This is a genomic window from Allostigmatella hybrida (genome assembly GCF_020103775.1).
Classification (GTDB): Bacteria; Myxococcota; Myxococcia; order Myxococcales; family Myxococcaceae; genus Hyalangium; species Hyalangium aurantiaca.
Genome location: NZ_JAHXBH010000001.1, coordinates 1,301,863 through 1,326,602, shown reverse-complemented (window position 1 = coordinate 1,326,602; position 24,740 = coordinate 1,301,863). Strand labels below are relative to the sequence as shown.

The window sequence follows — 24,740 nt, the reverse complement described above, 5'->3', positions numbered from 1 at the left end:
TCTTCCGTCCGACTTCCGCTCAGCGCTTCTTCCGCTTCGCTTCTTTCGTCCGGCGGGGCGCGCCTTCTACTTCGTTTTCAACCGCCCCGTCAACTCACCGGCCAACTTATTTTTGCTGTCAGTCCCCTGCTTGCTCCTCGGCCCGCCGTGCTGCCTTCGGTCCGATTCGTTCCAGGGGGCGCGGCTTCTATCTCGTTGCCGCGTTCTGTGTCAACCGACTTCGTTGACCTTTGATTCCGCCTCACCTGGGGTCTCGCGACACCGATGTGCCGCCGCCGTCAAGCGAGGAGGGCTGATTACTACCGCCCTGTCACCTTCCCGTCAAATCTTTCCTGATCGACTTCTGATCAGTGGCGCCAGGGTGGCCATGGCCCCTCAGGAAGTGAACCCCACCGCACTGCCTGTCCTCCTCTGGCCCCTTGAGGACCAAGCAGCCAGGTCCTTCCCCGGATTCCACGGCCTCCGGTCAATCCTTCTTCCGCTTGAGCGACTTCTGCAGCTTCTTCATCCGCTCCTGAATGAGGGTCCGCTTCAAGCTCGAAAGGTGGTCCACGAAGACGTGGCCATCCAGGTGGTCGATCTCGTGCTGGAAGACGTGGGCCAGGCGGCCTTCTGCTTCCGTCTCGTGCCACTGCCCCGTCTTGTCCTGGTAGCGCACCTTCACCTTTTCGAAGCGCGGCACCTTCTCCCACTCGTCCGGCACCGAGAGGCATCCCTCTTCCAACGTCACCTTCCCCGTCCGCTCGAGCAGCTCCGGATTGACGATCTCGAAGAAGGTCCCGTCCTCCCGTCCCACCAGCGCGACCCGCAGCGATTCCCCCACCTGGTTGGCCGCGATGCCGATGCCCTTCGCTTCCGCCATGGACTCGGCCATCTCCTCCAAGAGCTTTTCCAGGGCGGGGCCGAAGTCCTTCACGGGCTGCGTCGCCGAAGTGAGTACCTTGTGGGGCCAGATAACGATGTCTCGTGCCATAGCCCCTCACTTTGCCATGACCTCGTGCGTGGACTGAGCAGAACCTCGCTCCTCAGCTCAGGGAGACGTCGAGGAACATCATCAGCACGAAGCCGACCATCAGTCCGCCCGTTGCCTCCCTCGCGTACTCCTGACGGTGGCTCTCGGGAATCATCTCGTCGCTCACAACATAGAGCATCGAGCCCCCCGCGAACGCCAGCGCCCACGGCAGCACGCCCACCGAGAGCGAGGTGGCGAAAAAGCCGATGAGTGCCGCGGCCCCTTCCACCAGCCCCGTGTAGACCGCGACCCGAAGCGCCTGCGCCCTCGTGTACGCCACCCCCATCAGCGCCAGCGCCACCACGAACCCCTCCGGGATGTCCTGCAGCCCAATCCCCACCAGGATGGGCAGAGCGATCTCCATCGAATGGCTGCCCACCCCCGTCCCCACCGCGAGCCCCTCGGGGAAGTTGTGCAGCGCAATCGCCAGCACGAACAGCCAGATGCGCCGGAGCTGCGCCCCGCCCTTGCCCCCTTCGGGTCCCTTCTCGAAGTGCTCGTGGGGAATGAACCGGTTGCAGAGGTGCAGGAAGAGCCCTCCTACCAACATGCTGCTGCCTACCAGCAACGCGGGAACGAAGCGCGACGTGTACCGCTGCTCGCTCAGCTCGATGGCCGGTATCACCAGCGAGAAGGCCGTCGCCGCCAACATGATCCCCCCGCTGAAGCCCATCAGCACGTCCTTCGCGCGGCGCGAGATGCCTCGGGCCGCCAGCGCCGGAACCGCTCCCAGGCTCGTCGAGAGGATGGTGACGGCGCTTCCCAGGAGCGCCAGGGCCATGGTGGGCCCAAGAATTTCCCCGCTGGACATGCGCTTCCCGAACCTACCTTCCGGGAAACCAGATGCCTGGACCGGGCAGGGGTTTCGTTACCTCCCGGACCTTTCCTCCAGGGTCACCCAGTCCGCTTCGGGGCCCTCCAGGACCCTCCAGAGGCCCTGCATCCCTCCGATGGAGTGGTTGGGCATGCGGCAGTGGAAAACGAAATCTCCCGCCTGCTCCGGCCCTTGGCTCACGGTGAGCCCTCGTCCCGGGCGGAGGAGCTGCACGACCTCGGCGGGCTCTTCCGTCTTCTTCCTCCCGCGAGCGCCTTGGAGGGCATAGGCATGGAACTCCGCGCTCCCTGCCTGGAGCATGCGCAGCTTCACCGGTTCTCCCCGGTAGGAGCGGGGCATCGGGGTCGCCAAACCCTTCGAGCCGCGCGGGCCTGGCGCCTCCGGGTCTTTCGATGGGTCTCGTTCCCGCTCGAAGAAGGGTTCGCTGCGGTAGTTGAAGCCGAAGGCGCCCGGCCGGAAGGTCCCCGCCATCTCGTTCAGTGTGGGGAGCAGGCCGCCCCCCGCCAGCCTCACCTCCGCCTCTTCCGGCGGTCCCAGGGCGTGGGACAGCAGGACGGCCTCTCGGAAGTCCTGCCCCCCTCCCGGCACATCGATGATGGCCTGCCACCCCGTTCCGGAAGAGGGCGCTCCCGTCCCTGGATTCCGGAACACGGCGCCCTGGGGCTCCAGGACCAGGGCGCCAAAGAGCCCATACGCTTCCCGGCGCGCGTCCTCCGCATCATGGAGGAGGTAGGCCCCTTCCGCCTCCGCATTCCCCGGCAGGGGCACGACATACGTCAGGCCTTGTCCGGCCGGAATGGCCATTCGCGGGACGACGCCTTCCGCGGAGGCTTCCTCCAAGACGGTGAAGCCCAACCCATCGATGTGCAGGGCCGCGGGTTCTTGAGCGAGCCGGTTGGTGAAGGAGAGGACCAGGCACTCCCCCAGGTTCGCCCGGAGCACGAGGGGCTGGATGGCGTCCTCTCCCAGTCCCGGTGACACCCGCTCGCGCGCAGGGCGCCGCTCCTGGGCCCGCACGGCGGGAATCTCCTGCTCCAGGACGTACATCCGTCCCTGTGGAATGTGGTCGCCGTGCGCGTTGAGCGGGATGTCCACGGCGATGGCCGCCAGCTCGTACGTCCGCACCGGTGCCCCCGGGGCACACCCCGCCGCGAGCCTCGCCTCCTCGGACACGGGCACCCTGGACACCGTCTTCAGGCCGCCCATGCGTCCGCCCCAGGCGGCCAGCAGCACCAGCAGCAACCCCGGCACGGCCCACCGCGACCTCCGCCCCAGCGCTCCCATGGCGCGGCCCCACGCCTGGAACCCGAGAACGCCCAGCGCCAGCGGGAAGACCACCGCCAGCAGCGGCAGCGCATCGCGCATGCCCGTCAGCATCACGGCCGCTGGGCCTTCGGAGACCGGGGGCCGGCCTGCATCGGAACTCGCGATGGAGCAGAGGAAGCGCGCGTCGCCGGGCGTCTCCTCCTGGAGCGCCGAGAAGCTCGCTCCGGGTGTGGCTTCCGGTTTCCCGTCAGCCGCCCACCGCTCTTGCAGGAGGGCTCGCGCTCCCGCCACGGGCAGCAGCAGGACGCCGAAGAGCAGGGCCACCCGGGCCGCCTGGCTTGGGACGGCTCGCGCCGGGCCGGGCCGGGCCGCCCCCGAGGCCACGAGCCCCAGCACCAGGAAGAGGGTGGCGTCCCAGGCCAGCCCGGCCGTGAGCGCCGTCACCGGTGCGCCTTCCGTCAGGAGCCTCACCCATAGAAGCTCCCAGGCCAGCAGTCCCACCGTCAGCCCTGTGGCGAGCCCCCAGCGCGTTCTCCCTCCCGGGCTCATGGCTTGCTCCCCAATGCCACGAGGTAGCTGATGAGGTCCGCCATCTCCTGCGAGGACAGCGCATCCCCGTAGACGGGCATGAGGCTCGGCTCCTGGCAGGGCGCGTTCCCCCCACACCCGGGGGCGATGAAGGCGCCTGGAAAGAGGAGGGACTCGTAGGCGTACTGGGCCGCGCCCATCCCCTTGATTCGCGCGGCCCCGGACTGGGCGAAGCCATGCAGCGGGGGGGCCGCACGCACCTCCGCGGGAAGCTCCGGGCTCCCATGGCACGTGACGCACGCGAACCGCTCATGAAAGAGCGCGGCGCCCGCCTCAGGAGAGCCCCGGGGCAAATCCTTGGCCCGCTGGGGCCACCGCGGCGGGCCTTCGGGCTCCTCGGTGAGGCTGGGCGGCGGTTGGGTGGACAGCAACCGCGCCCGTGCCTTGCCCGCAGGGCCCCACTCCAGCCGCAGGTTCCTCGCGGACACCGGCACGTTGAACCCCCAGGAGAGCGACAGGCGCTGTCCCGGCCGGAGGGAAGGGTGTGTCTCCCCCGCTTCGATCGGAAACCACACCTGGCCCTTCTCCGACACCAGGACGAACTCCCAAGGCGAGAAGGCCACCGGGGCCTTCGCTCCATTCCAGAGCGTCAGCACCACGGCGAGCTGCCGCTGTCCAAGCCCTGGCGCTCCCTGCACCACGGGCAGCCGGACCGCATCGCCATGGTCCATGGGCTCGTGGAGCCAGGTGGCCTGCTCCAGCCGGAGCCGCAGCCCGCCTTGCTCCGCTTCCCTCCGGGGCTGGGCCGCCCACGCGCGAATCACCCAGAGCCCACTCCCCAGGCTGAGCAGCAAGGCCACCGCGCACACCGCCACGTCCCCGTGACGGCCCCAGCGCCGCATGCGCTCCCCCACGGGCCTACCGCCCATCCTCATCCGCCGCGAGGAGGGGGACGTTCAGCCGCACCGGCCCCGTCTTCTCGAAGCGAAGCAGCAGGTCGATGCCGGAGCCCGAGGCCTGGACGTTGTACAGCATGAGGTGTTTGCCCCCCGGCACGAGCTCGACCCGGCCCTCCGCCGGTATCGGGAAGCCCTCCGGGTGCGCCACCATGCTCAGCACGTCCTCCCGGGCCACCACCTCGTGGAACTCCACCCGCGCGGCGTTCGTGGATTCGGCGGACAGCAGCCGGTCCGCGCGCCCCGTCTCGTTGACCAAGGAGAGGTACACGGCCCCCACCTGGGCGGGCGTCACCCGGGCCCGCGCGCGCTCCACCCGCACCGAGGCCGCCTTCGCGTGGGAAGGTTCCGTCCCCTCCCTGAATCCGCAGCCCCCGGGCAGCACCACCAGGAGCAGAGACGCCAGACTCCGGACGCTGTCCCCCCGCATGGCTAGAGGCTCTCCTGGAGAAGTCCCTCGACGCTCTCCTGCATGCGCTCCAGCGGCGCGTCGTACGGAATGCGCAGGCGCAACATCCCGTCCCGGCCGATGACGAAGTAGCCCCCCGTGTGGTCCACCGTGTACGGCACCTCTCCGGTGAGGGCGTGGTTGCCGTAGCGCTCCGCGTCCGGATACCGCCGCGTCGCCGTCACCCGGTACGCCGAGAGCAGGGCCGTCAGGGCCTCGCCCTCCAGGCGCAAGGCCGTGAAGCGCCGGTTGAAGATGTTCACGTAGTCATCGAGCCTGCGCTCGGTGTCCCGCTCCGGATCCACCGTGACGAACACCACCTCCAGGTCCTGCCCCAGCAGGCCCAGCCGCCGCTGGAGGTTGTTCAGCCGCGACAGCGTGGTGGGGCAGACATCCGGGCACGCCGTGTACCCGAACGAGACAATCACCACCTTCCCGCGCAGCGCGCTCAGCTGGAACGCGGTTCCCGAAGCCCGGGTGACTTCCAGCGGGGGCGCGGGCTGCGCGGGCTCGACCGCGAAGTCCTTGTCCCGCAAGCACCCCGCCAGCAGCATCCCCAGCATGATTGGCAGCAGCCGTGCAGCACCCATCCGGATCCCCCTTGTTGAACAGGAGCCCGATTGAGGTAGGGCTGGGCAGGCGAGCAGACGAGGCGTCCTGGAGCGCGAGCCCCCTGTCCTCTTTCCCTCACTCCTCCGGGGAGGGGGCCGCCGGCTCCTGCCCGGGGATCCACTGCGGCGTCTCGTCCGGGCCGGGGCTGCCCTTGAGCAGCTCGTGGGGACGGAAGTGGCCCTTGTAGCGCAACGAGGCGCACCCCTGGACGCGGTAGCCCAGGTACACGTGGGCGAGGCCTCGCGCCCGGGCGAGCTCCACCTGCTTCACCACGTTGGCCGTTCCCAGCGAGCAGTGGGCGTAGTCCGGGTGGAAGAAGAAGTACGCCGCGCTCCACGCCCCCGGCGTCTCGTCGCACAGGCCAATGGCGATCAGCCGGGGGCCGCCTTCGGCCGCGTCGTCGTACCAGGCCAGCTCCCGCGCGCACGGGTGCGGAAAGGCGAACTGGAGGAAGTACTCCCGCTCACTCAGCTCCGAGGACTCCCACTCCCGCGCGCGCTCCCGCCAGCCGTGCCACGCGTGGTAGAGCGCCAGCCGCTCCGCGTCGACGCGGGGGGGGGCCAGCTCCACCCGGAAGCCCGCACAGGCCGCACGGGCCCGGCGCTGGCTGCGGTTGGGATGGAAGTCCGCCGTGGGAATGCGCAGGGTGACGCACTCGGAGCACGCCAGGCACGCCGGCCGGAAGTAGACGGGGCCAAACCGCCGCCAGCCCCGCGCCAGCATCTCGCCGAGCTCCTCCGGCGTCACGTCCGTCATCAGCTTCTGCTCGAGCGAGGAGAATTGCTCAGGCAGGTAGGTACACGGCCCGGGAGGCTCCGTGCTGTGGTGATGCACATTCGCCATGGGAATGCCTATGGGAGGACGCCGTGCCGCCGGGCTCAGGGGCTCGGGCTGGCGCTGACATGGGTCGCCGCGGCGGGAGCCGTCTTCGGCAGGCTCAGCCGCGTCTTGCTGATCTTCTTCAGCCGCTTGAGCACCTCGGCGAGCTTGGCGGGCGGCGGCTGGTTGAGGCCGCTGCTCACCTCGTTCGCCAGGGGCTCGAAGGATTTGCCCCCCCGGCTGAGGTACACGGCAACCTGGTTGAAGGGCTTGCCCGCCTTGGGCCCCACCCCGGGCATATAACGCGCCAGCGTCAGCACGTCCTCGAAACCGTCCCCGTTCACGTCCTTGAAGGCCACGTCCTGGAACTGGAGGATGGGCCAGGCCTTGTCCGCCTCGGACGCGGCGAGCGTGTGGAGCACCTTCCCGTCCTGGAGCAGGTGCAGGCGCAGCGGCGGCTGGGCGGTGAAGTCCAGCACCGGCACGAAGAGCACGCTGCCCGTGCCCTTGAGCACCACCTGGACGGTCTTCTTGAGCACGGGCTCTCCGGCCCCTGCGAGCGTCTGCTTCACCTCGGCCTGCTCCCGGGCGTTGGGCTTGCGCGGCTTCCCCGCCTGGGCGGCACCGGCCAGCAGGCACACCCCGAGCAGCCATGGAACGGACGCCTTCATCTAGAGACCTTCCTCGTGCCCACGTGCAGGGGGAGTCTAGCCCCAGCGGCCGCTCACTGGCCAATTCCACCCGAAGCGGCTTTAGTGCGCCCCCGGCCCTCCGCCCCCCTGCCTCATGACTTCTTCGCCCTCCGCAGAAATCCGCATTGGCACCATCATCCGGGACACGTACGAGCTCACCTCCCTGCTCGGCAGGGGAGGCATGGGCGCGGTCTTCGCGGCCCGGCACCTCCGGCTCCCTGGCAAGCAGGTCGCCGTCAAGGTGCTCACCTACGACGAAGAACTCACCCACGAGCAGCTCACGCGCTTCCGCCGGGAGGCGGAGATCGCCTCGCAGCTCGGCCACCCCAACATCATCGAGGTGTTCGACTTCCACACCCTGGAGAACGGCACCCCCTATCTGGTGATGGAGCTGCTGCGCGGCGACAGCCTGTCGAAGCGGATCAAAAAAGGGCCCATGCCCGTCCCCGAGGTGTTCGCCATCGCCCGGCAGATGGGCTCGGCGCTGCAGGCCGCCCACCGCGCGGGCGTGGTGCACCGGGACCTCAAGCCCGCCAACGTCTTCCTCGTCCCCCTGGAGTCCGAGGGCATGGTGGGCGAGCGGGTGAAGCTGCTCGACTTCGGCATCTCGAAGATTCTCGCCTCGCAGACGCTGCAGACCCAGAACGACGTGCTCATGGGCACGCCCCGCTACATGGCGCCCGAGCAGGCCATGGGCCGCAACAAGGACGTGGACGGCCGGACCGACCTCTTCGCCTTCGCCGCCATCCTTTATGAGATGTTGAGCGGCCAGGTGCCCTTCGCGGGCTCCTCCATCGCCGAAATCATCTACCGGGTCGTCAACGAGCCGCCCGAGCCGCTCGCCCCGCTCTGTCCGCAATTGCCCCCGCAGGCCGCCGCCGCCGTGGAGCGGGCGCTGGCCAAGAGCCCCCAGGACCGCCAGCCGGACGTCGCCACCTTCATCGCCGAGCTGACCGGCACGCCCCTCCAGGTCTTCCCCCGGCAAGGGGCCGAGGTGTCCCTGGCGCAGCCCCGGGGCGCGCTCTCCCAGGTGGACGCGTCCATTCCCGACCCCGAGCGGGACACGGGGGCCACCTTCGTCCGGGACAACGCCGGGGCGGCCTCGCAGGCCCCTGCCTCACCCGCCCAGAGCTACCACACCCAGGGCGCCTTCCCGCCCCCGTCCCTGGTGGCGGCGCCACCTCCCGCCAACGCCACGGTCCCCGGGCGGGGCAGCGCGCTGGGCTCCCCCCCGCCTCCCGCCCCGGCCGCGAAGCGCCCGGGCTGGGTCCTCCCCGCCGTGCTCGGGGGCGTGGTGCTCCTGGGCGGGGGCCTCCTCGCGGCCACCCGGCTCCTGCCCTCCTCGGCGCCTTCCACGCCCCCGGCCAACCCGCCGGTGGTGGCCACCGAGCCCAAGCCCACCCTGCCTCCCAACGGGGCTGCGCCGCCGCCCGCCGCCGTGGTGGAAGCCCCGCCCCCTACCCCGGAGCCCCAGCCGGACCCGCCGCCCTCGACGCCTGACGCAGGCACGGAGATGGCGTCCGCCGACGGCGACCCGCCGCCCCCGCGTTCGCCGGGGCGCACCGGCAAGGCCGAGGTCCTGCCGCAAGCCGTCAAGGCGGATCTCTCCGCCGCCGAGAAGGCGCTGGCCTCGGGAGACACCGTGGAGGCCATCCGGCTGGCCCGGAAGAGCCTGCGGACCCAACCCACGGGCGCCGCGTACGCGTTGCTGACCCGGGCCTACTGCCGCCAGAGGGATCTCTCCAATGCCAAGGCGCAATGGAGAAACGTCCCCTCCGCCTACCAGGGCAAGGTGCGCACGTACTGCAAGCCCTACGACATCACGTTCTAACCACTCCCGGGCCACCCCATGCGTGGCCCGGCCCGCCCCGGATGGAGGGGGCTCCAACATGAAGAAGATGCTGGCAACGGTCATCGTGGCAAGCACCCTGGGCTGTGCGACCACCCGGGGCAGTGCGACGGTGGAACCTGGCAAGGTGTACAAGGGCGCCAACGGCGAGTCCGTGGCGGTCGTCCCCCTCAAGGGCTCCACCGAGGGGGTGCAGTACCTCCTCTATGTGCAGGGCACGAAGAGCGAGTTCGATGGCAAGGCCCTGCCCCACGAGATGAAGACGTGGAACAACAACCTGAACGAGACCTACTCGACCCAGTACGAGGGCCGTAACTGGAGCACGCTGGTGACCGGCGAGCACCGCGGCAGGAAGAGCAACGAGCTCTACGTCCCCAAGCGCAACAACGGCATCGACGTCGCCTACAACGAGCAGGCCAGCCAGGAGCTGAAGGGCAAGGACATCTACGCCCTGTACCGCAAGCAGCAGAAGGACGGGACGCTGGCGAAGCTGTCCGCCTTCGACCGCCCGGCCAACGTGGCCGCGCAGGACAAGGAGTTCAACGAGGCGCTGACGGGCCTCAACCAGAAGTGCGGCACCTCGGTGAAGGCGTCCATCGACTGGAACGGCATCACGGACGAGCTGCTGAAGAAGTACAGCGTCGCCTCCTTCTGCTCGAGCCCGCTCAGCGCGCTCCAGTCGCTGTGCGACGGCTCGCCGGTGAGCCAGAAGGTCATCGGCGCGAAGGTGAAGCAGGTGAGCTGCCAGTTCGGCCCGGAGATGAAGCTGGAGGTCCAGGACGGCGCCGTGAAGTGGACGACCGCCACCGAGGCCTCCAACCAGGAAGAGTTCGCCAAGGACTACTTCGAGAACAACCTCTAACCGGACCCCCTATCTTCCATGAACTGTCGACATCTCCTCGCCGCGTCCGTCACCCTGTTGTCCAGCGCCTCCTGGGCCATCGAGCCCCCCTGGGGCAAGGCGGAGAAGCTGAAGGAACTGCGCGCCCTCGAGCAAACGGTGGTCTGCACCGACACCCAGGGGCACTACGTGGTGGTCGCCCCCAGTGAGAAGCACTCCAAGCAGCTCTTCTACGGGGACGCGAAGACCCTCACCCAGGTCACCCCGGCGCCGTGGGGAATCTCCGGCAACAGCTTCCTGGAGCCCCGGTTCTTCAACAAGACCGCGAACTCCAACTTCCGCGGGCACGACATGCGCGTGTACTCGGCGGTGATCACCGAGCCGGAGCAGAAGACGTGCTCGCTGCGCTGCGGAGAGAAGACCGTGCCGCTCACCTGGGTCGAGGCGGACCAGGCGAAGGAGCTGCTCCTGAAGGCGAAGTACGAGCCGAACCCCCAGCAGTTCGAGCCCTATGCCCTGCTCCGGGATGCCCAGGGCAACTACTACCTGGTCGAGCGCGGCCTCCAGCCCGGCACCGAGAAGAGCTTCCGCGTCTACATGGGCCCCAAGGGCCGCCTGAAGAAGCAGGAGATGAAGGACATCGTCTCCGACTCCGAGGGAGAGATCTTCTCGACGAAGAAGGGCGAGCTGCGCCTGGTGGTGGACCGCGCGGCGACGCCCGTGTGGATCGAGAAGAAGCGCAAGGTGGAGCTGCGCGCGGTGCCCGTCTCCGAGAACCTGCCGCTGATCTACAACGAGCTGGGCGTGTACACGACGGCCCGTCTCGGCAACCCGTGTGACGACCAGTAGCACCCGTTCCGGTCCGCGGGGGGGATAACACTCCCCCTCGCGGGACCCGGGCTGCGGCTAGTTGGTGACCGTCATCACGCCCAGCTTGGTGTGCTCGAACACGAGCCCGCCGTTCGAGCCCGCGCCGTCCGTGTCGCAGTACGTCCAGTGCAGCCCGTTGTCGAAGCTGAACCGGTACGTATAGGAGTAGGTGCCCGTGGCCTGGGGGGCCGTGAACGCGCCGGAGAACTCGTCGTTGTTGCCCACCTGGGCGTTGTAGGTGGCGGGGAAGAACTGCCACGAGATGTGGCTGATGGGATTCGTCCCCGAGGTGCCATAGCCCACCTCGGCGAGGATTCCGCCTGGATCGCCCTGCGACTCCGTCACGCCCGCCTCGTAGAGCTGCCCATAGATGGCCGCCGTCGGCTTGCTGCGCTGCACCGAGATGGACGCCGGGAACTGGAGGTTGCAGAAATCCGCCTCCAGCGGGTCCGCCGTGGGCAAGGTGTCGTTGTTGCTCCCGGTGTACGTGAAGCCATCCACCACGGTCACCTCCGGGGTCTTCACGCTGGTGGGGTTGCTGAGCTTCACGCTCACCCGCGAGACCACCTCGAACGCATTCTTCACGGCATCGCAGGTGGCCGTCGTGGGGCTGACAAGGCCGCACGGCACCGACGGGTTCAAGCCAAAGGTGACCCGCAGCCCGGGCGAGAAGTCCGTCCCTGTGATTGTGACGCCATTTCTGCCCGCAGAGGCCGCACTGTTGTTGGGGGAGATCCCCGTCACCGTGAAGAGCACCTCATCGTTCGCGAAGCCTGGCGTCGCCGAGGGATCCGCACGGAAGTCCTCGCGGTTGTTGCCTGTGTCGGCACTGTTGGGTGCCCGGGCAAACGTGGGCGCGGCGGTTCCAATCGTGGGCGTCGGGGTGAGCGCCGTCTGCGTGGCGTACATGGGCAGGCCATTGAAGGCCGTGGCGACCGTGAGGTTCGCGCCCGCCGTGTCATGGCCCAGCACATCGAGCAGGGTGCCCTGGGCGGAGACCAGTTGAATGGTGTCCCCGCCGCCCCTCTCCAGGGCGATGTCGCGGGCCATGACGTCCACCCCATTCACGAAGTTGGCGACACTGGTCATGTTATTCACCGTCGCGTCCGCGATGATCAGGATGCCGTCCGCTGGGAAGCGCGTCCCCGCCGGGAGGATGAACTCGCCGTCCGTTTCCCCCGGTGCCAAGTCGGTGTCCGCGTTGAGGGTCCCTGCCGTGGCGCCCTTGCCCTCGATGTCGAGAATCTTCGCCCCACCAATCACCGAGCCACCGGGGCCCGCGAGTTCCACGAAGACCCGGCCATCCTCGCCCGAGGGGGCATCCAACATCACCTCGTTGATGACGGCCACCTTGCAGCTTCCGTTGGCCGCGCCCGCGGTGTCCTGGATGCGGCCCGCGCGGCTTCCCGCCGGATAGAAGCTCACGCACCAGTTCGTCGCCGTGTCGTTGGCCTCGGCCGTGAGGCTGCCCGGATCCAGCTGGGTGGAGCTACCCGCGAAGCCCACGAACGCGGTGGCCGTCAGCGGCGTGTTGGGATTGGTGACGAAGGACTGGAAGTCCACCCGGTCCTCCAGGTGCGCGGGGACCTGGGCGTAGAGCTCCAGCGTGTCCCCCGTGTCCGCCAGCGCGAACGCCGTGCCCGGCGCGCCGTAGACGAAGCCCACGGTGGTGGGAATGGCGCCGGACGGGTTGGGAATGCCCATGAGCACGCCCCCCGCCGGGATGATGACGGGCGTGCCCGCCGTCCCGTTCGGATCGTTCTTCGCGCGGATGTTCACCTCTTCGTTGGCGGCGTTCCGGAAGACGTAGCCGTGCACGTCGAGGTCGGCGGCCGTGGTGTTGCGCAGCTCGATGAACTCCTCGCCCAGGGCCCGGAACTCACTGATGATGACATGGCCCTCCTGGACCACCGGGGGCACCGCCAGCTCCACCTGGACGCTGGCCGAGCGGCTGGAGTTGCCCGCCCCATCGAGCACCTTGAGCGCGAAGAAGTGGGCGCCCGGAGCCAGCCCCGTCACGGTGGCCGTCTCCGGCTGTCCGGCTGCCTGCGGCGCGGGGATGCTGACGGGGGTGGCCGCGGCGAACTGCGCCTCGGTGGTGATGTCCGTGGCGGCGTGGCGCAGCTCGTAGCTGGAGGCCGTGCCTTCCGTGCCATCGTCCCCCACAGCCACCCAGGTGAGGGTCACACTGGAGGCGGAGTCCGCCGAGCCGCTGAGCACGGCCACGGCCGGCGAGAGGTCATCCTGCACCTGAAACGCCGTGCTCTTCACAGGCGGCAGGCCCGTGGCGCTCGCTTCGAGCTCGAACGCCGTGCCCTCCTGGTCCACCGAGAGGCCGCTGAAGGAGGCCACGCCCGCCACGGGGGACACGGTCTTCGTGCCGCTCAGCACCGAGGCCGGGTTGCCACCGGTTAGCGCCACCGTCACGGCGGGCTCCGAGACGGAGAGGGTGTTGCCGAACCCGTCCTGGAGGGACACCCGCACCTGCGCCAGCGAGGCGCGCACGGTGCCGTGGGCGGGCTGCTGCGAGAACACCAGCTTCGCCGGGGTGCCCGCGCCGACCGTCAGCGTGGCGCTGGCGTTGAACGCGCCATCCGTCACGCTCACCTGCTTCGTGCCCGCCGTCTCCAAGGTGGCGCTGAACACGCGCTGCCCTGCATCGCCCGAGGTGAAGGTGTAGTCCGCGGGCAGCGCTGCCTGCGCATCATCCGAGGAGAAGGACACGCTGCCCGTGTAGCCCGTCACCACGTTGCCGAAAGCGTCCCGCGCGCTGAGCGTCACGCTGAAGGAGGCCCCGGCGGTGGCCGTGCCAGGGCTGGAGAGCATCAGGCTCGCGGTGGGGCCCTCCGACACGGAGAGGCTCTTGGTGTCCGTCAACCCGGTGGCCCCTGCGTCCTGCACGGTGACCGACTGGGTGCCCGCGGTGTGCAGCACGAGCCCGGAGAACGTCTTCTTCCCCGCGTCCGCCGCGGTGAACGGGTAGTCCGCGGGCAGCGTCACCTGGCCATCGCTGGAGCCGAAGCTCACCGTGCCCGTGTAGCCCGTGGCGATGTTCCCGTGAGCATCCCGGAGCGTGACCGTCACCGCGAAGGGGCTGCCCGCCTGAACGGGGGCCGAGGGCACCTCAAGCACCAGCTCCGCCACAGCGCCACTGCCCACCTCCACCGTCAGCTCGTCCTGGAGTGAGGCCGCCTGCACCGTCACCGTCTGCGCCCCCACCGTCCGGAGCACGACGTTGGTGAAGGCCTTGTGCCCCGCATCGCCCGGCGTGAAGGTGTAGTCCGGCGGCAGCGTCGCCTGGCCGTCCGTGGACGTGAAGTGCACCGTGCCCACGAAGCCGGTGGCCACGTTGTCGAACGCATCGAAGGCCTTCACCTCGACACTGCCCGGCACCCCAGAGGTAACAGGGCCCACCAGGCCCACCAGATCCAAGCGGGCCGCGGCAGCGGGCTGAATGGTGAAGGGCTCGCTCTGCACCGCGGGCAGCGAGCCCGTCGAGGCCGTGAAGTGGTAGGTGCCCACCTTGTTGAGGACGAGGCCCGGGAAGGTCGCGATGCCGGCCACCGCGTTCACCGTCACCGGGGTGAACGGCACGTCCTCGGCCAGGGCCAGGGTCACGGCCAGCGTGGCGTTGCCCACCGTGTTGCCCGCCGCGTCCTGCAGGGCCACCTTCACCTCCGCCAGCGCCACCCCCGCGGTGCCATTCGCCGGCTGAACCGTGAAGGCCAGCTTCTCCACGCTCGGATTACTGGTGGAGAACGCGCGCGAGGCCGAGCGCACGGCGTTGCCCGCGTTGTCCGTCACCTTCAAAGCAACGTGGTAGGTGGTGCTCACCGCGAGCCCATCGATCGAGGCCTGCTCAGCGGTTCCCGGTGCCTTCGGTGCCTCGACGGCCACCGGCGTGGCCGCCGCGAAGTCCTCATCCGTATTGATGGGCGCCGAGGCGTAGCGCAGTTCCTGGCTGGTGGCCGTGCCCAGCAGCCCATCATCGCCCACGGCGTTCCACTGGACGATGAAGGAGGACGCCGTGGTGGTGCCCTGGGTGAGCACGGGCGTCGCCGGCACCACATCATCCACGATGGTGAAGGAGGTGCTGTTCGCGTCCGGCAGGCCCTGCGCCTGGGCGGTCAGGGTGTACGTGCCCTCCTGGGCGATGCTCAGGTTCGTGAAGGTGGCCACGCCACCCACGGGCGCCACCGTGGCGGTGCCGTCCAGCACACCACCGGCCTGAGAGAGCGTCACGGTGACCTGCGGCGTGGGCGCCCCGGCGGTATTGCCATACACATCGGTGAGGGCGACCTGGACCGGGGACAGGGCGGCACGCACGGAGTGCTGTCCAATGGGCTGGGCGAAGGTGAGCCGGGCGGCCGCGCCGGGCTTCACGTCAATCTCCACCTGCCCCTGAAGCGCCCCGTTCGCGGTGTCCACCACGCCGACCGTCTGAAGGCCCGCGCGCCGCAGCGACAGGCCCGCGAACGCCCTGCTTCCCTGATCCGTGTTCGAGAAGACGAGATCCGCCGGAATCACCGCCGTGGAGTCCGAGGTGACGATGCGCAGGGTCCCCGTGTAGTTCGTCGCCACGTTGTCGAACGCGTCGCGCAGCAGGACCTGGGCGCCCACCGCGCTGCCCGCCTCCGTGTCCGGCGGCAGGCCCGTCAGCTCCACCACGGAGGCGGCTGCGGGCACCACCTGGAAGGAGGGGCTCTCCACAGAGAGCGTGTTCAGCTTCGCCCGGAGCGAATACTCACCCGTCCGCTCGATGACCAGTTCAGTGAAGCGCGCCACGCCGTCCACCGCGGTGACTTCCACGGTTCCCTTCAGCGCGGAGGAAGGTCCCGAGGCCACCTCCACCTTGACCCGGGCCGTCGCCCCGCGAATCACCTCGCCCGCCTCATCCTGGAGCTGTACCTCCAGCGGCTGCATCGGAGAGCCCGCCACGCCCCCGAGGCCCGTGCCCAGGAGGGCGAGCTTCGAGATCTGCGGAGCCGCCGGGATGACGAACTGCACCGTGGGCGCCCGGCCCAGCAGCACGGGCTTTCCGCTGGCCTCCACCTGCGCCGTCACCTGCTTCGGCCCCGCCACGAGGGACACCAGCTTCGACACCATCACGCCCTTCTCATCCGTCATGCCCGAGGGCGGCGAGAAGGTGTGGCCCTCACCGGAGGCATGGAGCGACACCTGTCGCTCCGGCAGCGGCATGCCATCGCTCTTGAGCACGGTGACGGTGACGGTGACTTCGTCCTGGCCATCGGCCCGCACGTTCGTGGCGCGGTTCACCTCCACCGTGGAGCGCTCCACATCCGGCAGGTCCCGGCTGGGGGGCGGCGGCCGGGGGGGCGTGGTTTCACTCGAGCAGCCAGACGCCAGCCCCAGCACGAGCGCGCCCAGCGCGAGGCACCAGCGGAATGAAAGGAAATGAGATGCCATACACGCCTCGGAGAGAAGGGAATCCCGCGCGTGAACCCGGCGCGGCAACGTTCGTTTTTTACCCGACATGGCAACCGGGCAGGAACACCTACAGAGGCGTTTCCGGCGCGGGAGGGGCCGAGAATTCGGGCCCATCCAAGCTCTCGCGGAATTTTCCGTGAGCAGGGCAATCTGGAGGCAGGCCTCAGCCCTTGAGCGCTCGCCTGTCTGCCCTCCACACCTTCAACCGTGTCAGCCCACCGCTTCGCATCGCGTCAGGGGCGGCACGCGAAAACCGCATGCGGACCCGGCGTTGTACGGCCTGAAGGGAGGCCATCCCGCGTCATCCGTTCTTCAGAGGGCTCCGCCATGTCTCACGAGCGCTTCACCCCCAGCCGAGAGGTCTACCACCGCATCCGCTGGGATCCCCGGCTCGATGCCCGTGAGTTCGTCATCGGCTACGACGCCCACTCCGGCGAGATGGAGGAAGTGCCCTTCGCGGCCTTCGTTCCCGATGGAGAGATTCCCTGGCACCGCGTCTGGTACTTCCGCCGGGGCCCTGAGCGGGTGTGGGACCGGAAGAGCCGCACCGATGTGCTGACTGAGCTCGCCGCGGGCCCGGCAGCGTCCGCGGCGTCCGCCCCTCCCCCGGCCGAAGCCGCGCCTGCCTTCACACCGATTCCCGCGTACCGGTATGACGCGCACGCGGAAGCCTGGTGTGAAGACGTCCCCCCGGACACGGTGGACACCGAAGCCCTCCCTTCGCCGGAGGCGCTCACCGTGGCCACCTTCAACGTCCTCTTTGATCTCTACGACGCGGAGCTGATCGACACCCGGCGGCGCATCCCGGAGGCCCTCTCCCTGCTGCGCTCGGTCGATGCCGACCTCATCGCCTTGCAAGAAGTCACCGAGCCCTTTCTCCGGATGCTCCTCGCGACGCCGTGGATCCGCGAGCACTATTTCCTCTCGGACGGACCGGTGGCCGCCACCGTCAAACCCTACGGCCAGCTCCTCCTGTCCCGGTTCCCCTTCGCCTCCCTGCGCCAGTGCGTCTTCACCCGGGACAAGCGGGTGATCGCCGGGGAGCTCCGGTTGAAGGATGGCCCCGTGTGGGTGGCCACGCCTCACCTGACGAGCAACCGCACCGCCTCGCCGGACAGTGCACGCGCGGCCCAGCTGCGGACCCTCGTCGATTGGGCGAATGCCCTGGGGCCCCAGGCCCCCGATGTGGTGCTCGCGGGGGACTTCAACCTCGGCGAGGACGCTGCCGAGGCCCAGGTCTTCACCCAAGAAGGATTCGTGGATGTCTGGCCCCTGCTGCGGCCCGAGGAGCCTGGATTCACGTTCGACCCGGAGCGGAATGCGCTGGCCACGGCGATGACCGTCACCGGCCGACGCCAGCGGCTGGACCGGGTGCTCGTGCGCTCCCGCTCGGGACGGCTCACGCCTCGCGCCGTGTCGCTCTTTGGAGAGACGCCCCTGCCCCCACCCGAGGCGCCCGCGGGAGGCCCCCTCTTCACATCGGATCACTTCGGCGTGCGCTGTGTGCTGCGACTGGATGAACCCCGGGCCCACCCGCCTGCCGCCTCCCGGGCGCTCTCGGCGGTTCCCGTGCACGAGTCGGCCGTGGTGCTCATCCCCCCGGAGGCGCAGTGGGGCCCCCTCCAGGCCCTGCGCGCCCAGCATGACCGGAACTACCAGCGGTGGATGCCGCATGTGACGCTGCTCTATCCGTTCATCCCTGAAGAGCACTTCCTGGAGGCCGAGGCGCTCATCGAAGAAGCCCTGCGGTCCATCGCCCCCTTCCAGGTGACCCTCACGAGCTTCGACTTCTTCGAGCACCGCGCCAGCGTGACCGCCTGGCTCCAGCCCGAGGACCAGCCTCACGGCGCCTTGAAGGCCCTGCAAGCCGCGCTCGAAGCCGCGCTCCCTCACTGTGATGAGCAGGGCCGCAAGTCCGAACGCGGGTTCACGCCCCATCTGAGTGTCGGCCAGCTTCCCCGCTCGGCCCCCGCGGACATCCGGCAGACGCTCTCCACCTGGGAGCAGGACTGGCGTCCCCTCTCCTTCGAAGTCCGCGAGGTCTGTCTGATCAGCCGCCGGGGCAACGGCCCTTTCGCGGTGAGACGGCGCGTGGCGCTCGGGGGTGCCCGCCGCCCCACCGCCCCGCCGCACACCACCCTCCACGAAGTCCTATCCGCGCGAGGGGAACTGGATTCCGGCGAGGCCTCGCAGGCACACGCTCAGGCCGTGAAGCACCTGGAGGCGGTGTGCGCCCGGCTGGGCGTGGCGCTGTACCCCTATGGCTCGTTCCGGATGGGAATGAGCCGGCCCGGCAGCGACGTGGACGCGGTGGCCATTGGTCCCTCCCACCTGTCCCGTGAAGACTTCGCCCAGGCCCTCCTCCAAGCGCTCTCCCGGGAGAAGGGCAGCGAGGGTGCCCGCTTCATCGCGGATGCCGCCCTCCCGCTGGTGAAGCTGACCCTCGATGGCGTGCCGTTCGATGTGTCCTATGCGAGCCGCCCCGAGGACGCAGCGCCCTGTCCCCCCTCAGAGCTGCTGGCCCGGTACGGCGAGCGGCTGGATCCCGCCGGGTTCCGCTCCCTCACGGGCTGGGCGGACACGGAGGCGCTGCTGAGCTGTGCCGGGCCCGAGGGCCCCGAGCGCGAGCGGTTCCGGACCGTGCTGCGGGCCGTCAAGGTCTGGGCGAAGGCGCGCGGCGTGTACTCGCATGCGCTGGGCTACCTGGGAGGCTTCTCCTGGGCCGTGCTGGTGGCCTGGGCCTGTCTGCGCGCCCCTCGGGAGTCCTCCCGCACGGAGGAGCAGCTGCTCGCGTACTTCTTCGAGATGTTCGCGGCCTGGCCGTGGCCCCTGCCCGTCACCCTCACGCCGGGGACCGCGCGGTACACCCCAGAGGGGAAGCGCGACCTGATGCCCGTGGTGGCGCCCGCGCTGCCTCACCGCAACACCGCGCGCAACGTGTCGCGCTCGACGCTCCGCGTGCTTCGTGACGAGTTCGCTCGCGCCAGTGAAGTGCTGCGGCAGGCCCGGAGCAAGGGCACGGCGGAGGCCTGGGAGGCCCTGTTCGCGCCCGTGGACGTCTCCCGGCAGATGCCCGCCCGCGTGGTGGTCTCCATCGAGGCCGAATCGCCCGAGGACCGGCAGGTGGCCGCGGGCTGGGTGCTCGGGCACCTCACGGCCCTGGTGTACCGGCTGGAGGGAGATCGCCGGCTCTTTCTGCGCCCCTTTCCCCCCGCTCAGCCCGAGGGCCCCTTCCTCGTGGGCCTGGCCGTTCAAGGCCAGGAGGGGGAAGAGGCCCTCTCGCTGCATCCGGGAAGCGCTCTGCGCCAGACCCTGGACGCGTTCCGCGAGTCCTTTCACGCCTGGAGCCACCGGCCTCCAGGCGCTTCGCTCACCCTCCGGCTGGCCGTGGACTGAGCCGCCGTCAGGGCCTCAGTGCACGCGGGAGCGGGGCAGGTTGGACGCCGGCGGGAGGCCGCTGTCGCTGGCGTTCAGCATGTTCCCACTGCCGCACACCAGCGCGGCCATGTCCTCGGCGCGGCGGCCGATGTCGTCGAACGTCCGCGTCACGGTCCCCACCGGGTCCTTCACCGAGACGCCCCGCATGTAGAGGGACAGGTTCGACGCCTGCCCCGCGGCGCGCGGGAGGATGTGGGTGAAGTCCGTCTTCGTCTCGCCCGCGTGGCACCCGCTGCAGGTGTTCAGGGAGAACTTGTGCCGGGCCTCGACGCTCACCGAGGGCGCCCGCCAGAAGAACGTCTCATCCGGGACCCGGACGCCCGCCGCCAGGAACGGTGCCCCCGAGAAGACCGCGGGGACCTGGTGCTGCTCGGCGAGGATGGCGTCCTCGTTGGCACGGATGAAGTTGCCCAGGGCGTTCGAGTTGTTGAAGCCAAAGTCCGGCGTGAGCGCCGTCGCGGCCGGCTTCAGCCCCTCCGCCGACAGGGAGAAGTCCCGCATCTCCCACAGGGTGGACAGCGCGGCCTCGTTGGTGCGGACATGGTTGATGGCACTGCCGAAGGGCCGCGAGGGCATCACGCCCGCCGCCGTGAAGCGATCGGTGATTTGCTGGAGCTTCGCCTTGTAGTTGGCGCTCCCCAGGCCGAGCTGCCCCAGGGCGTGCCAGTCCCGCGCCCAGGCCAGGATGGCCTCCGGGCTGCTTCCGGGCAGCGTGTACTCCAGGATGAGGGTGAACTCGAGCGGACGGCCCTGCGCATCGAGCACGCCGAAGACGAAGCGCCCCTCACCGGCCTGGACACCCGGCTGCCGCAGGTCCATGCGGTTGACGATGGCCAGGAGCCGGAACGGCGCCGTGCTGAAGTCGAGCGGCTTGCTCGCCCCGCCGCTGCGCTGCTCCCAGGGCCCCAGCACCAGCGTCTGCAGCTGCGTGCGGGCCGGCAGCGTCATGCCGTTGACCGTCTGGGCCGTGTTCCAGGTGCGCAGCCACTGGCGCACCAGCGCGGACGGGTCCTGGTTGCCCGCCATCGCCTTCATCAGCGTCCCGAAGTGCCAGGCGCCTCCGGGCGCGGTCCGCACGGGGTCCTCCACCACCGAGAGCGAGGTGATGACCAGTTCCGCCTGGCGGTCGATGGTGCAGGCCGTCGGGGTGCACGCACAGGTGGACTCGCAGCCGTTGGCGGCGTTCCCATCGCAGTCATACCGGCCGGGCGCGCAGGCCGTGCTGCACTGGCTGGCCATGCAGACGCCCACGGTGGAGTCCTGGCCGGGGCACGTGTTGCCGCAGGTGCCGCAGTGGTTCACGTTCGAGGTGAGGTCCGTCTCACAGCCGTTGGCCGGGTTCCCATCGCAGTTGCCGTACCCCGGCGCGCAAGGCGTCTCATAGACCGGCCCCTCGATGCAGGACGAGACGTTCTCCGCGGCGTCCTTCGCGGCGAAGAACACCCGGCGCACGGAGCCCGGGCCCGTGGCATCCACGAGCACCACCAGGTTGAACTTTCCATCGGCGCCCACCGTGGCCGTGGCCGCGGGGGTCCCCGTGCAGGCCACGTCGATGAAGACCCCCACGGTGCTCCCGGGCTCGGCGGTGCCCTTCACGCGAAGCTCATGCCGGGTGTTGCCGTACTGCCAGGTGGCCTCGACGATGACGGGCGGCGCCGGCGGGGTGGTATCGCAGCCCCCGTTGCCCCCGCCGTACCCGCCGTCGCTGCCGTAGCCATAGCCCCCGCTGCCGCCACCGCCTCCGGTGCAGCCGCCCCCGCCCCCACCGCCGCCTCCATAGGAAGGAACGGTCGCGCAGCCCGACGCGTTGCCCGCACCATTATAGGAGCGTGCCGAGTAGACGCCCGCAGAGTAGCCCGGCGTGTAGATGGGAATCTCGCAGGACGTCCCCGCGCCGGTCTCGCTGCTCGCCACCACCGGGCCCGTGCAGTTGGGGCTGCCGTAGACGCGCACGGTCGCGCGGGGCTCGGTGCGGACCACCAGGTGGGGCACTTGCAGGGAGTCCGAGGCCCCCGGCGCCCGCCACGAGAGGCTGGGCATCGACGGCGCGGAGCGGTCCACCTGCACGTTGCCGCCCGCGCGGGCGTTGTTCCGCTCATTCGACTCGCCGACCCGGTTCTCCAGGTCAGCGATGGCGCCCAGGACATAGGTGCCCGCGGCCACGTCCGGCATGTCCAGGGAGGCGCTGACCTCCTGGCACTGCCCGGCCTGCACCAGGAAGCTCTCGCTGGAGCCCAGCCAGGCATCGCGCGCGTCGATGACCGCATCCTGTGACAGGACGAAGGCCAGCTGCGTGGTGCCCGGCGCGCTGCCCCGGTTGCACAGCCTCGCGCGCACCAGCGAGCCCACCCCGAGCGTCGAGGGCCCGGAGAGGAACTCGACCTGGAAGTCCACGCCGGAGGGGCCCGGGGTGGGGACCCAGGGCTCGGGGTTCGGACCCGGCACGCTGGGAAGGTCATCGCCCTCCCACGCGTCGTCATAGGGTGCAACGACACAGCCCACGAACGCACTGGCGAGTGCGCCCGCCCACCACTTCTGTATCCGCATGAGGGCCTGCCTCTTTGGGAAGTGTGGAGCCGCCGGCCCATCCCGCCTCCCACCGGGCGCTGATGCGCCCATCCCCACCAGCCCCAACACGGCCTCCCAGACGGGGGCTGTGCGGATTTATTCAAACCCTTCAGGTCTTTCAGGCCCCCGGCGGCGCGGCGGACTCACGGACCAGCAGCGACTGCACGAGCTGACGGAGCTCCTCGGGCAGGAACGGCTTTTCCATACACCGGTTGCCCACCCGTCCCAGGAACTCCCGGGCCCGCGGCGTGAAGGCCCCGCCCGTCAGGAACACCATCCGGCCGGCCACCCGAGGCGCCACCCGGGAGAGCTCCTCGTACAGCTCCATCCCGCTCATCTCCGGCATCATCATGTCGCAGAGGATGATGTCGAAGGGGTCTCCGGCCACCAGGCGCTCCAGCGCCTCGCGCGCATCCGTCATCACTTCCACCTCGTGCTCCCGCTGGAGGGCCCGGCGGATGGCCACCCCCACCATCCGCTCGTCATCCACGATGAGGATGCGCCCACGCCGGGGCACGTTCCCCAGGGGCAGCGGCGGTGGGGAGAGCACGGCCTTCCGCTCCGGGACGGGCAGGAGCAGCCGGAAGACCCGGCCCCGCCCCGGCCCGCTCTCCAGCGTCAGGCGCCCGCCCAGGTCCGTCACGATGGTGCGGCACACGGACAGCCCCAGCCCCGTGTCCACCCCACCGGAGGCCTCCGGGAAGAAGGGCTCGAACACCCGCTCCCGGCGGTCCGGGGGAATGCTGGCCCCCGTGTCGTGGAACTCGATGGCCACCTGCGCCCCCTGGGGCCTCGTCACCAGGCGGATCTCCTGGTGCTCCACATCCCCCTCCGGCAGGGCCTCGGCCGCGTTGACGAGCAGGTGCATGAACACCTGCCCGAGCTTCCCCTCGTCCGCCAGCACCGAGAGCGGCTGGGTGTAGTCCCGGACCAGCCGGGCGCGCTGCCGCAGGGTGTGCTGCACCATGCGAATGGAGGACTCCAGCACCCGGTGCACCTCCACGGGCGCCGGCGCCTCCTTGCCCTCGTGGGCGAAGACGCGCAGCTGCTGGATGATGTCGCGGAAGCTCTGCGCGCCGTGCCGGATGTCCCCCAGCAGGGTGCGGACCTCGGAGCGCTCCGCCTCGGCCAGCGGCAGGCGCGGCAGCACATCGGCCTCCAGGTGGTGGAGGTTGGCGAGCACGTACGAGAGCGGGTTGGTGATGTCGTGCGCCACCGTGCCCGCCACCATCCCCAGCGAGGCCATGCGCTCGGCGAGCATCAGGCGCGACTGCAGCAGCCTGCGCTCGGTCAAATCCCGCGCCACCCACAGCGAGCCGGGCTGGCCGTCGAACACCACCGGCAGCCGGGCCAGCTCCACCGGAATGGCCTCGCCCGAGGGCCGCAGCAGGCGCGCATCCCGGGGCGCCAGCGGGGTGCCCTCCGCCGGCAGCGCCTCCCGCAGCTTCGGCCATTCCCCGGCCCCCAGCAGCGGCGCCAGGAACGCCTCCAGCGTCCGCCCCAGGAGCGCCTCCCGGGACACGCCGCTCAGCCGGGCCATGGCGGGGTTCACATAGACGACCCGCCCCCCGGTCAGCACGGTGAGGCCCGCGGGCATCTGCTCGATGAGCTCGCGAAAGTTCGCCTGGGAGCGCCGCAGCACCTCCAGCGTCCGCGCATGCTGGATGGCATAGCGGATGGAGCGCTCCAGCAGCACCGGCGTCAGCTCGGACTTCGCCAGGAAGTCCGCCGCCCCCGCCTGCTGCGCCTGGCGGTCCACCTCGCTGCCCTCCGCCATGCCCGTCAGCAGGATGATGGGCGTGTGCACGCCCCGGCGCCGGGCCTCCTCCAGCAGCTCCAGGCCCGTGTGCGCCCCGAGCCGGTAGTCCAGCAGGCACACCTCGTGGCGCGCCTCCGCCAGCGCCGCGAGCGCGGGGTCCGCCTCGCTCACCCAGTCAATCGTGACACCGCCCGAGCCCATGGCGCGCAGCGCGTCCCGGACCAGCAGGAAGTCATCCTCGTCGTCCTCCACCAGCAGGACGCGCACGGGGGAGGAGGCGGCCTGCTGCATCATGAGAGGGCCGCGCGGGGCAGCTCCGCGGTCTGAATCCAATGCGCGTCCAGGACCTTCATCATCTGGATGAGCTCCGAGAAGGAGCCCGGCTTGGTGATGAAGCAGTTGGCCCCCAAGTCATAACTTCCCACCACGTCCTCGTCCCGGCGCGAGGTGCTCAGGATGACGACGGGGATGCGCTTGAGGCGCGGGTCCTGCTTGAGCGTCCGCAGCACCTCACGGCCGTCCATGCGCGGCATGTTCAAGTCCAACAGGATGAGCCCGGGCGCCGGCGCGCTCTGGGGCTCGCGGTAGCGGCCCCGCCGGTTCAGGTAGTCGAGCAGCTCCTCCCCATCCTCGACACACCGCAAGGCACTGGGGACCTGGCTGACCCGCAGGGCTTCCTGCGCAAGCTCCCGGTCATCCGCATCATCGTCCGCCATCAGGATGGTGGTGGCTCTGGCTCGTCCCATGACTTCCTCTTGCCCGCCGGTGGTGAGGGGCAACAGAAAATCGCTCTTTCCGT

General features: G+C 69.9%; 16 protein-coding genes. 4 read left to right on the top strand and 12 right to left on the bottom strand.

Features of this window, described 5'->3' with window-relative positions; genetic code table 11:
* Window positions 1-466: 466 nt before the first annotated feature.
* From def to KY661_RS05325, 8 genes are all read right to left on the bottom strand, one after another.
* Window positions 467-973, bottom strand: coding sequence for a peptide deformylase (def, locus tag KY661_RS05360; RefSeq protein WP_225409154.1), 507 nt, complete (start codon window positions 971-973; stop codon window positions 467-469).
* A 52-nt stretch (window positions 974-1,025) separates the two neighbouring features.
* Window positions 1,026-1,793, bottom strand: a complete 768-nt coding sequence (locus KY661_RS05355; RefSeq protein ID WP_225409153.1) for a ZIP family metal transporter — start codon at window positions 1,791-1,793, stop codon at window positions 1,026-1,028.
* 87 nt (window positions 1,794-1,880) lie between these two features.
* Window positions 1,881-3,662 (bottom strand): multicopper oxidase domain-containing protein, encoded by a 1,782-nt coding sequence (locus KY661_RS05350; protein WP_225409152.1) that lies wholly within the window; start codon window positions 3,660-3,662, stop codon window positions 1,881-1,883.
* On the bottom strand, window positions 3,659-4,555 hold the full coding sequence (locus tag KY661_RS05345) for a c-type cytochrome (RefSeq protein WP_225409151.1): 897 nt from the start codon (window positions 4,553-4,555) through the stop codon (window positions 3,659-3,661). Before KY661_RS05345 ends, KY661_RS05350 begins: the two co-directional genes overlap by 4 nt.
* Before the next feature lie 4 nt (window positions 4,556-4,559).
* Complete coding sequence (locus KY661_RS05340; protein ID WP_225409150.1) at window positions 4,560-5,027, bottom strand: copper chaperone PCu(A)C; 468 nt, start codon at window positions 5,025-5,027, stop codon at window positions 4,560-4,562.
* 2 nt (window positions 5,028-5,029) lie between these two features.
* A complete protein-coding gene (locus KY661_RS05335) occupies window positions 5,030-5,635 on the bottom strand; it encodes an SCO family protein (RefSeq protein WP_075005645.1) in 606 nt (201 codons plus the stop codon).
* Between the two features lie 97 nt (window positions 5,636-5,732).
* A complete protein-coding gene (locus tag KY661_RS05330) occupies window positions 5,733-6,500 on the bottom strand; it encodes an aspartate/glutamate leucyltransferase (RefSeq protein WP_225409149.1) in 768 nt (255 codons plus the stop codon).
* A gap of 35 nt (window positions 6,501-6,535) precedes the next feature.
* On the bottom strand, window positions 6,536-7,147 hold the full coding sequence (locus KY661_RS05325) for a hypothetical protein (protein WP_225409148.1): 612 nt from the start codon (window positions 7,145-7,147) through the stop codon (window positions 6,536-6,538).
* Between the two features lie 115 nt (window positions 7,148-7,262).
* Between KY661_RS05325 and KY661_RS05320 the strand changes: the two genes are divergently transcribed.
* From KY661_RS05320 to KY661_RS05310, 3 genes are read left to right on the top strand one after another with little or no spacing between them, the layout of a single operon-like run.
* Window positions 7,263-8,999, top strand: a complete 1,737-nt coding sequence (locus tag KY661_RS05320) for a serine/threonine-protein kinase (RefSeq protein WP_225409147.1) — start codon at window positions 7,263-7,265, stop codon at window positions 8,997-8,999.
* Window positions 9,000-9,057: 58 nt separating this feature from the next.
* The gene (locus KY661_RS05315; RefSeq protein ID WP_225409146.1) at window positions 9,058-9,879 is read left to right on the top strand and encodes a hypothetical protein; all 822 of its coding nucleotides are present in this window, start codon (window positions 9,058-9,060) and stop codon (window positions 9,877-9,879) included.
* An 18-nt stretch (window positions 9,880-9,897) separates the two neighbouring features.
* Window positions 9,898-10,707 (top strand): hypothetical protein, encoded by an 810-nt coding sequence (locus KY661_RS05310; RefSeq protein ID WP_225409145.1) that lies wholly within the window; start codon window positions 9,898-9,900, stop codon window positions 10,705-10,707.
* A gap of 57 nt (window positions 10,708-10,764) precedes the next feature.
* On the opposite strand, the gene KY661_RS05305 is transcribed toward KY661_RS05310, so the two are convergent.
* Complete coding sequence (locus KY661_RS05305; protein WP_225409144.1) at window positions 10,765-16,155, bottom strand: Ig-like domain-containing protein; 5,391 nt, start codon at window positions 16,153-16,155, stop codon at window positions 10,765-10,767.
* Between the two features lie 348 nt (window positions 16,156-16,503).
* Here KY661_RS05305 and KY661_RS05300 point away from each other — a divergent pair, with 348 nt between their 5' ends.
* Window positions 16,504-19,572 carry a poly(A) polymerase gene (locus KY661_RS05300; protein ID WP_225409143.1) on the top strand — a complete coding sequence of 1,023 codons (3,069 nt, stop codon included), beginning with the start codon at window positions 16,504-16,506 and terminating at the stop codon, window positions 19,570-19,572.
* Window positions 19,573-19,587: 15 nt separating this feature from the next.
* Here the strand turns inward: KY661_RS05300 and KY661_RS37195 are convergent, their stop codons facing one another.
* From KY661_RS37195 to KY661_RS05285, 3 genes are all read right to left on the bottom strand, one after another.
* Complete coding sequence (locus KY661_RS37195; RefSeq protein ID WP_263436629.1) at window positions 19,588-22,161, bottom strand: CARDB domain-containing protein; 2,574 nt, start codon at window positions 22,159-22,161, stop codon at window positions 19,588-19,590.
* A gap of 139 nt (window positions 22,162-22,300) precedes the next feature.
* Window positions 22,301-24,235, bottom strand: a complete 1,935-nt coding sequence (locus KY661_RS05290) for a hybrid sensor histidine kinase/response regulator (protein WP_225409142.1) — start codon at window positions 24,233-24,235, stop codon at window positions 22,301-22,303.
* Complete coding sequence (locus KY661_RS05285) at window positions 24,232-24,687, bottom strand: response regulator (RefSeq protein ID WP_075005655.1); 456 nt, start codon at window positions 24,685-24,687, stop codon at window positions 24,232-24,234. Before KY661_RS05285 ends, KY661_RS05290 begins: the two co-directional genes overlap by 4 nt.
* Window positions 24,688-24,740 lie beyond the last annotated feature (53 nt).

Excerpts from the sequence above, each read along its gene's own strand:
- KY661_RS05340 (WP_225409150.1), bottom strand. The coding sequence starts at position 5,027 with ATGCGGGGGGACAGCGTCCGGAGTCTGGCGTCTCTGCTCCTGGTGGTG.
- KY661_RS05350 (WP_225409152.1), bottom strand. The coding sequence starts at position 3,662 with ATGAGCCCGGGAGGGAGAACGCGCTGGGGGCTCGCCACAGGGCTGACG.
- KY661_RS37195 (WP_263436629.1), bottom strand. The coding sequence starts at position 22,161 with ATGCGGATACAGAAGTGGTGGGCGGGCGCACTCGCCAGTGCGTTCGTG.
- KY661_RS05290 (WP_225409142.1), bottom strand. The coding sequence starts at position 24,235 with ATGATGCAGCAGGCCGCCTCCTCCCCCGTGCGCGTCCTGCTGGTGGAG.
- KY661_RS05325 (WP_225409148.1), bottom strand. The coding sequence starts at position 7,147 with ATGAAGGCGTCCGTTCCATGGCTGCTCGGGGTGTGCCTGCTGGCCGGT.
- KY661_RS05315 (WP_225409146.1), top strand. The coding sequence starts at position 9,058 with ATGAAGAAGATGCTGGCAACGGTCATCGTGGCAAGCACCCTGGGCTGT.
- KY661_RS05355 (WP_225409153.1), bottom strand. The coding sequence starts at position 1,793 with ATGGCCCTGGCGCTCCTGGGAAGCGCCGTCACCATCCTCTCGACGAGC.
- KY661_RS05330 (WP_225409149.1), bottom strand. The coding sequence starts at position 6,500 with ATGGCGAATGTGCATCACCACAGCACGGAGCCTCCCGGGCCGTGTACC.
- KY661_RS05320 (WP_225409147.1), top strand. The coding sequence starts at position 7,263 with ATGACTTCTTCGCCCTCCGCAGAAATCCGCATTGGCACCATCATCCGG.
- KY661_RS05305 (WP_225409144.1), bottom strand. The coding sequence starts at position 16,155 with ATGGCATCTCATTTCCTTTCATTCCGCTGGTGCCTCGCGCTGGGCGCG.
- KY661_RS05335 (WP_075005645.1), bottom strand. The coding sequence starts at position 5,635 with ATGGGTGCTGCACGGCTGCTGCCAATCATGCTGGGGATGCTGCTGGCG.
- KY661_RS05285 (WP_075005655.1), bottom strand. The coding sequence starts at position 24,687 with ATGGGACGAGCCAGAGCCACCACCATCCTGATGGCGGACGATGATGCG.
- KY661_RS05300 (WP_225409143.1), top strand. The coding sequence starts at position 16,504 with ATGTCTCACGAGCGCTTCACCCCCAGCCGAGAGGTCTACCACCGCATC.
- KY661_RS05310 (WP_225409145.1), top strand. The coding sequence starts at position 9,898 with ATGAACTGTCGACATCTCCTCGCCGCGTCCGTCACCCTGTTGTCCAGC.
- def (WP_225409154.1), bottom strand. The coding sequence starts at position 973 with ATGGCACGAGACATCGTTATCTGGCCCCACAAGGTACTCACTTCGGCG.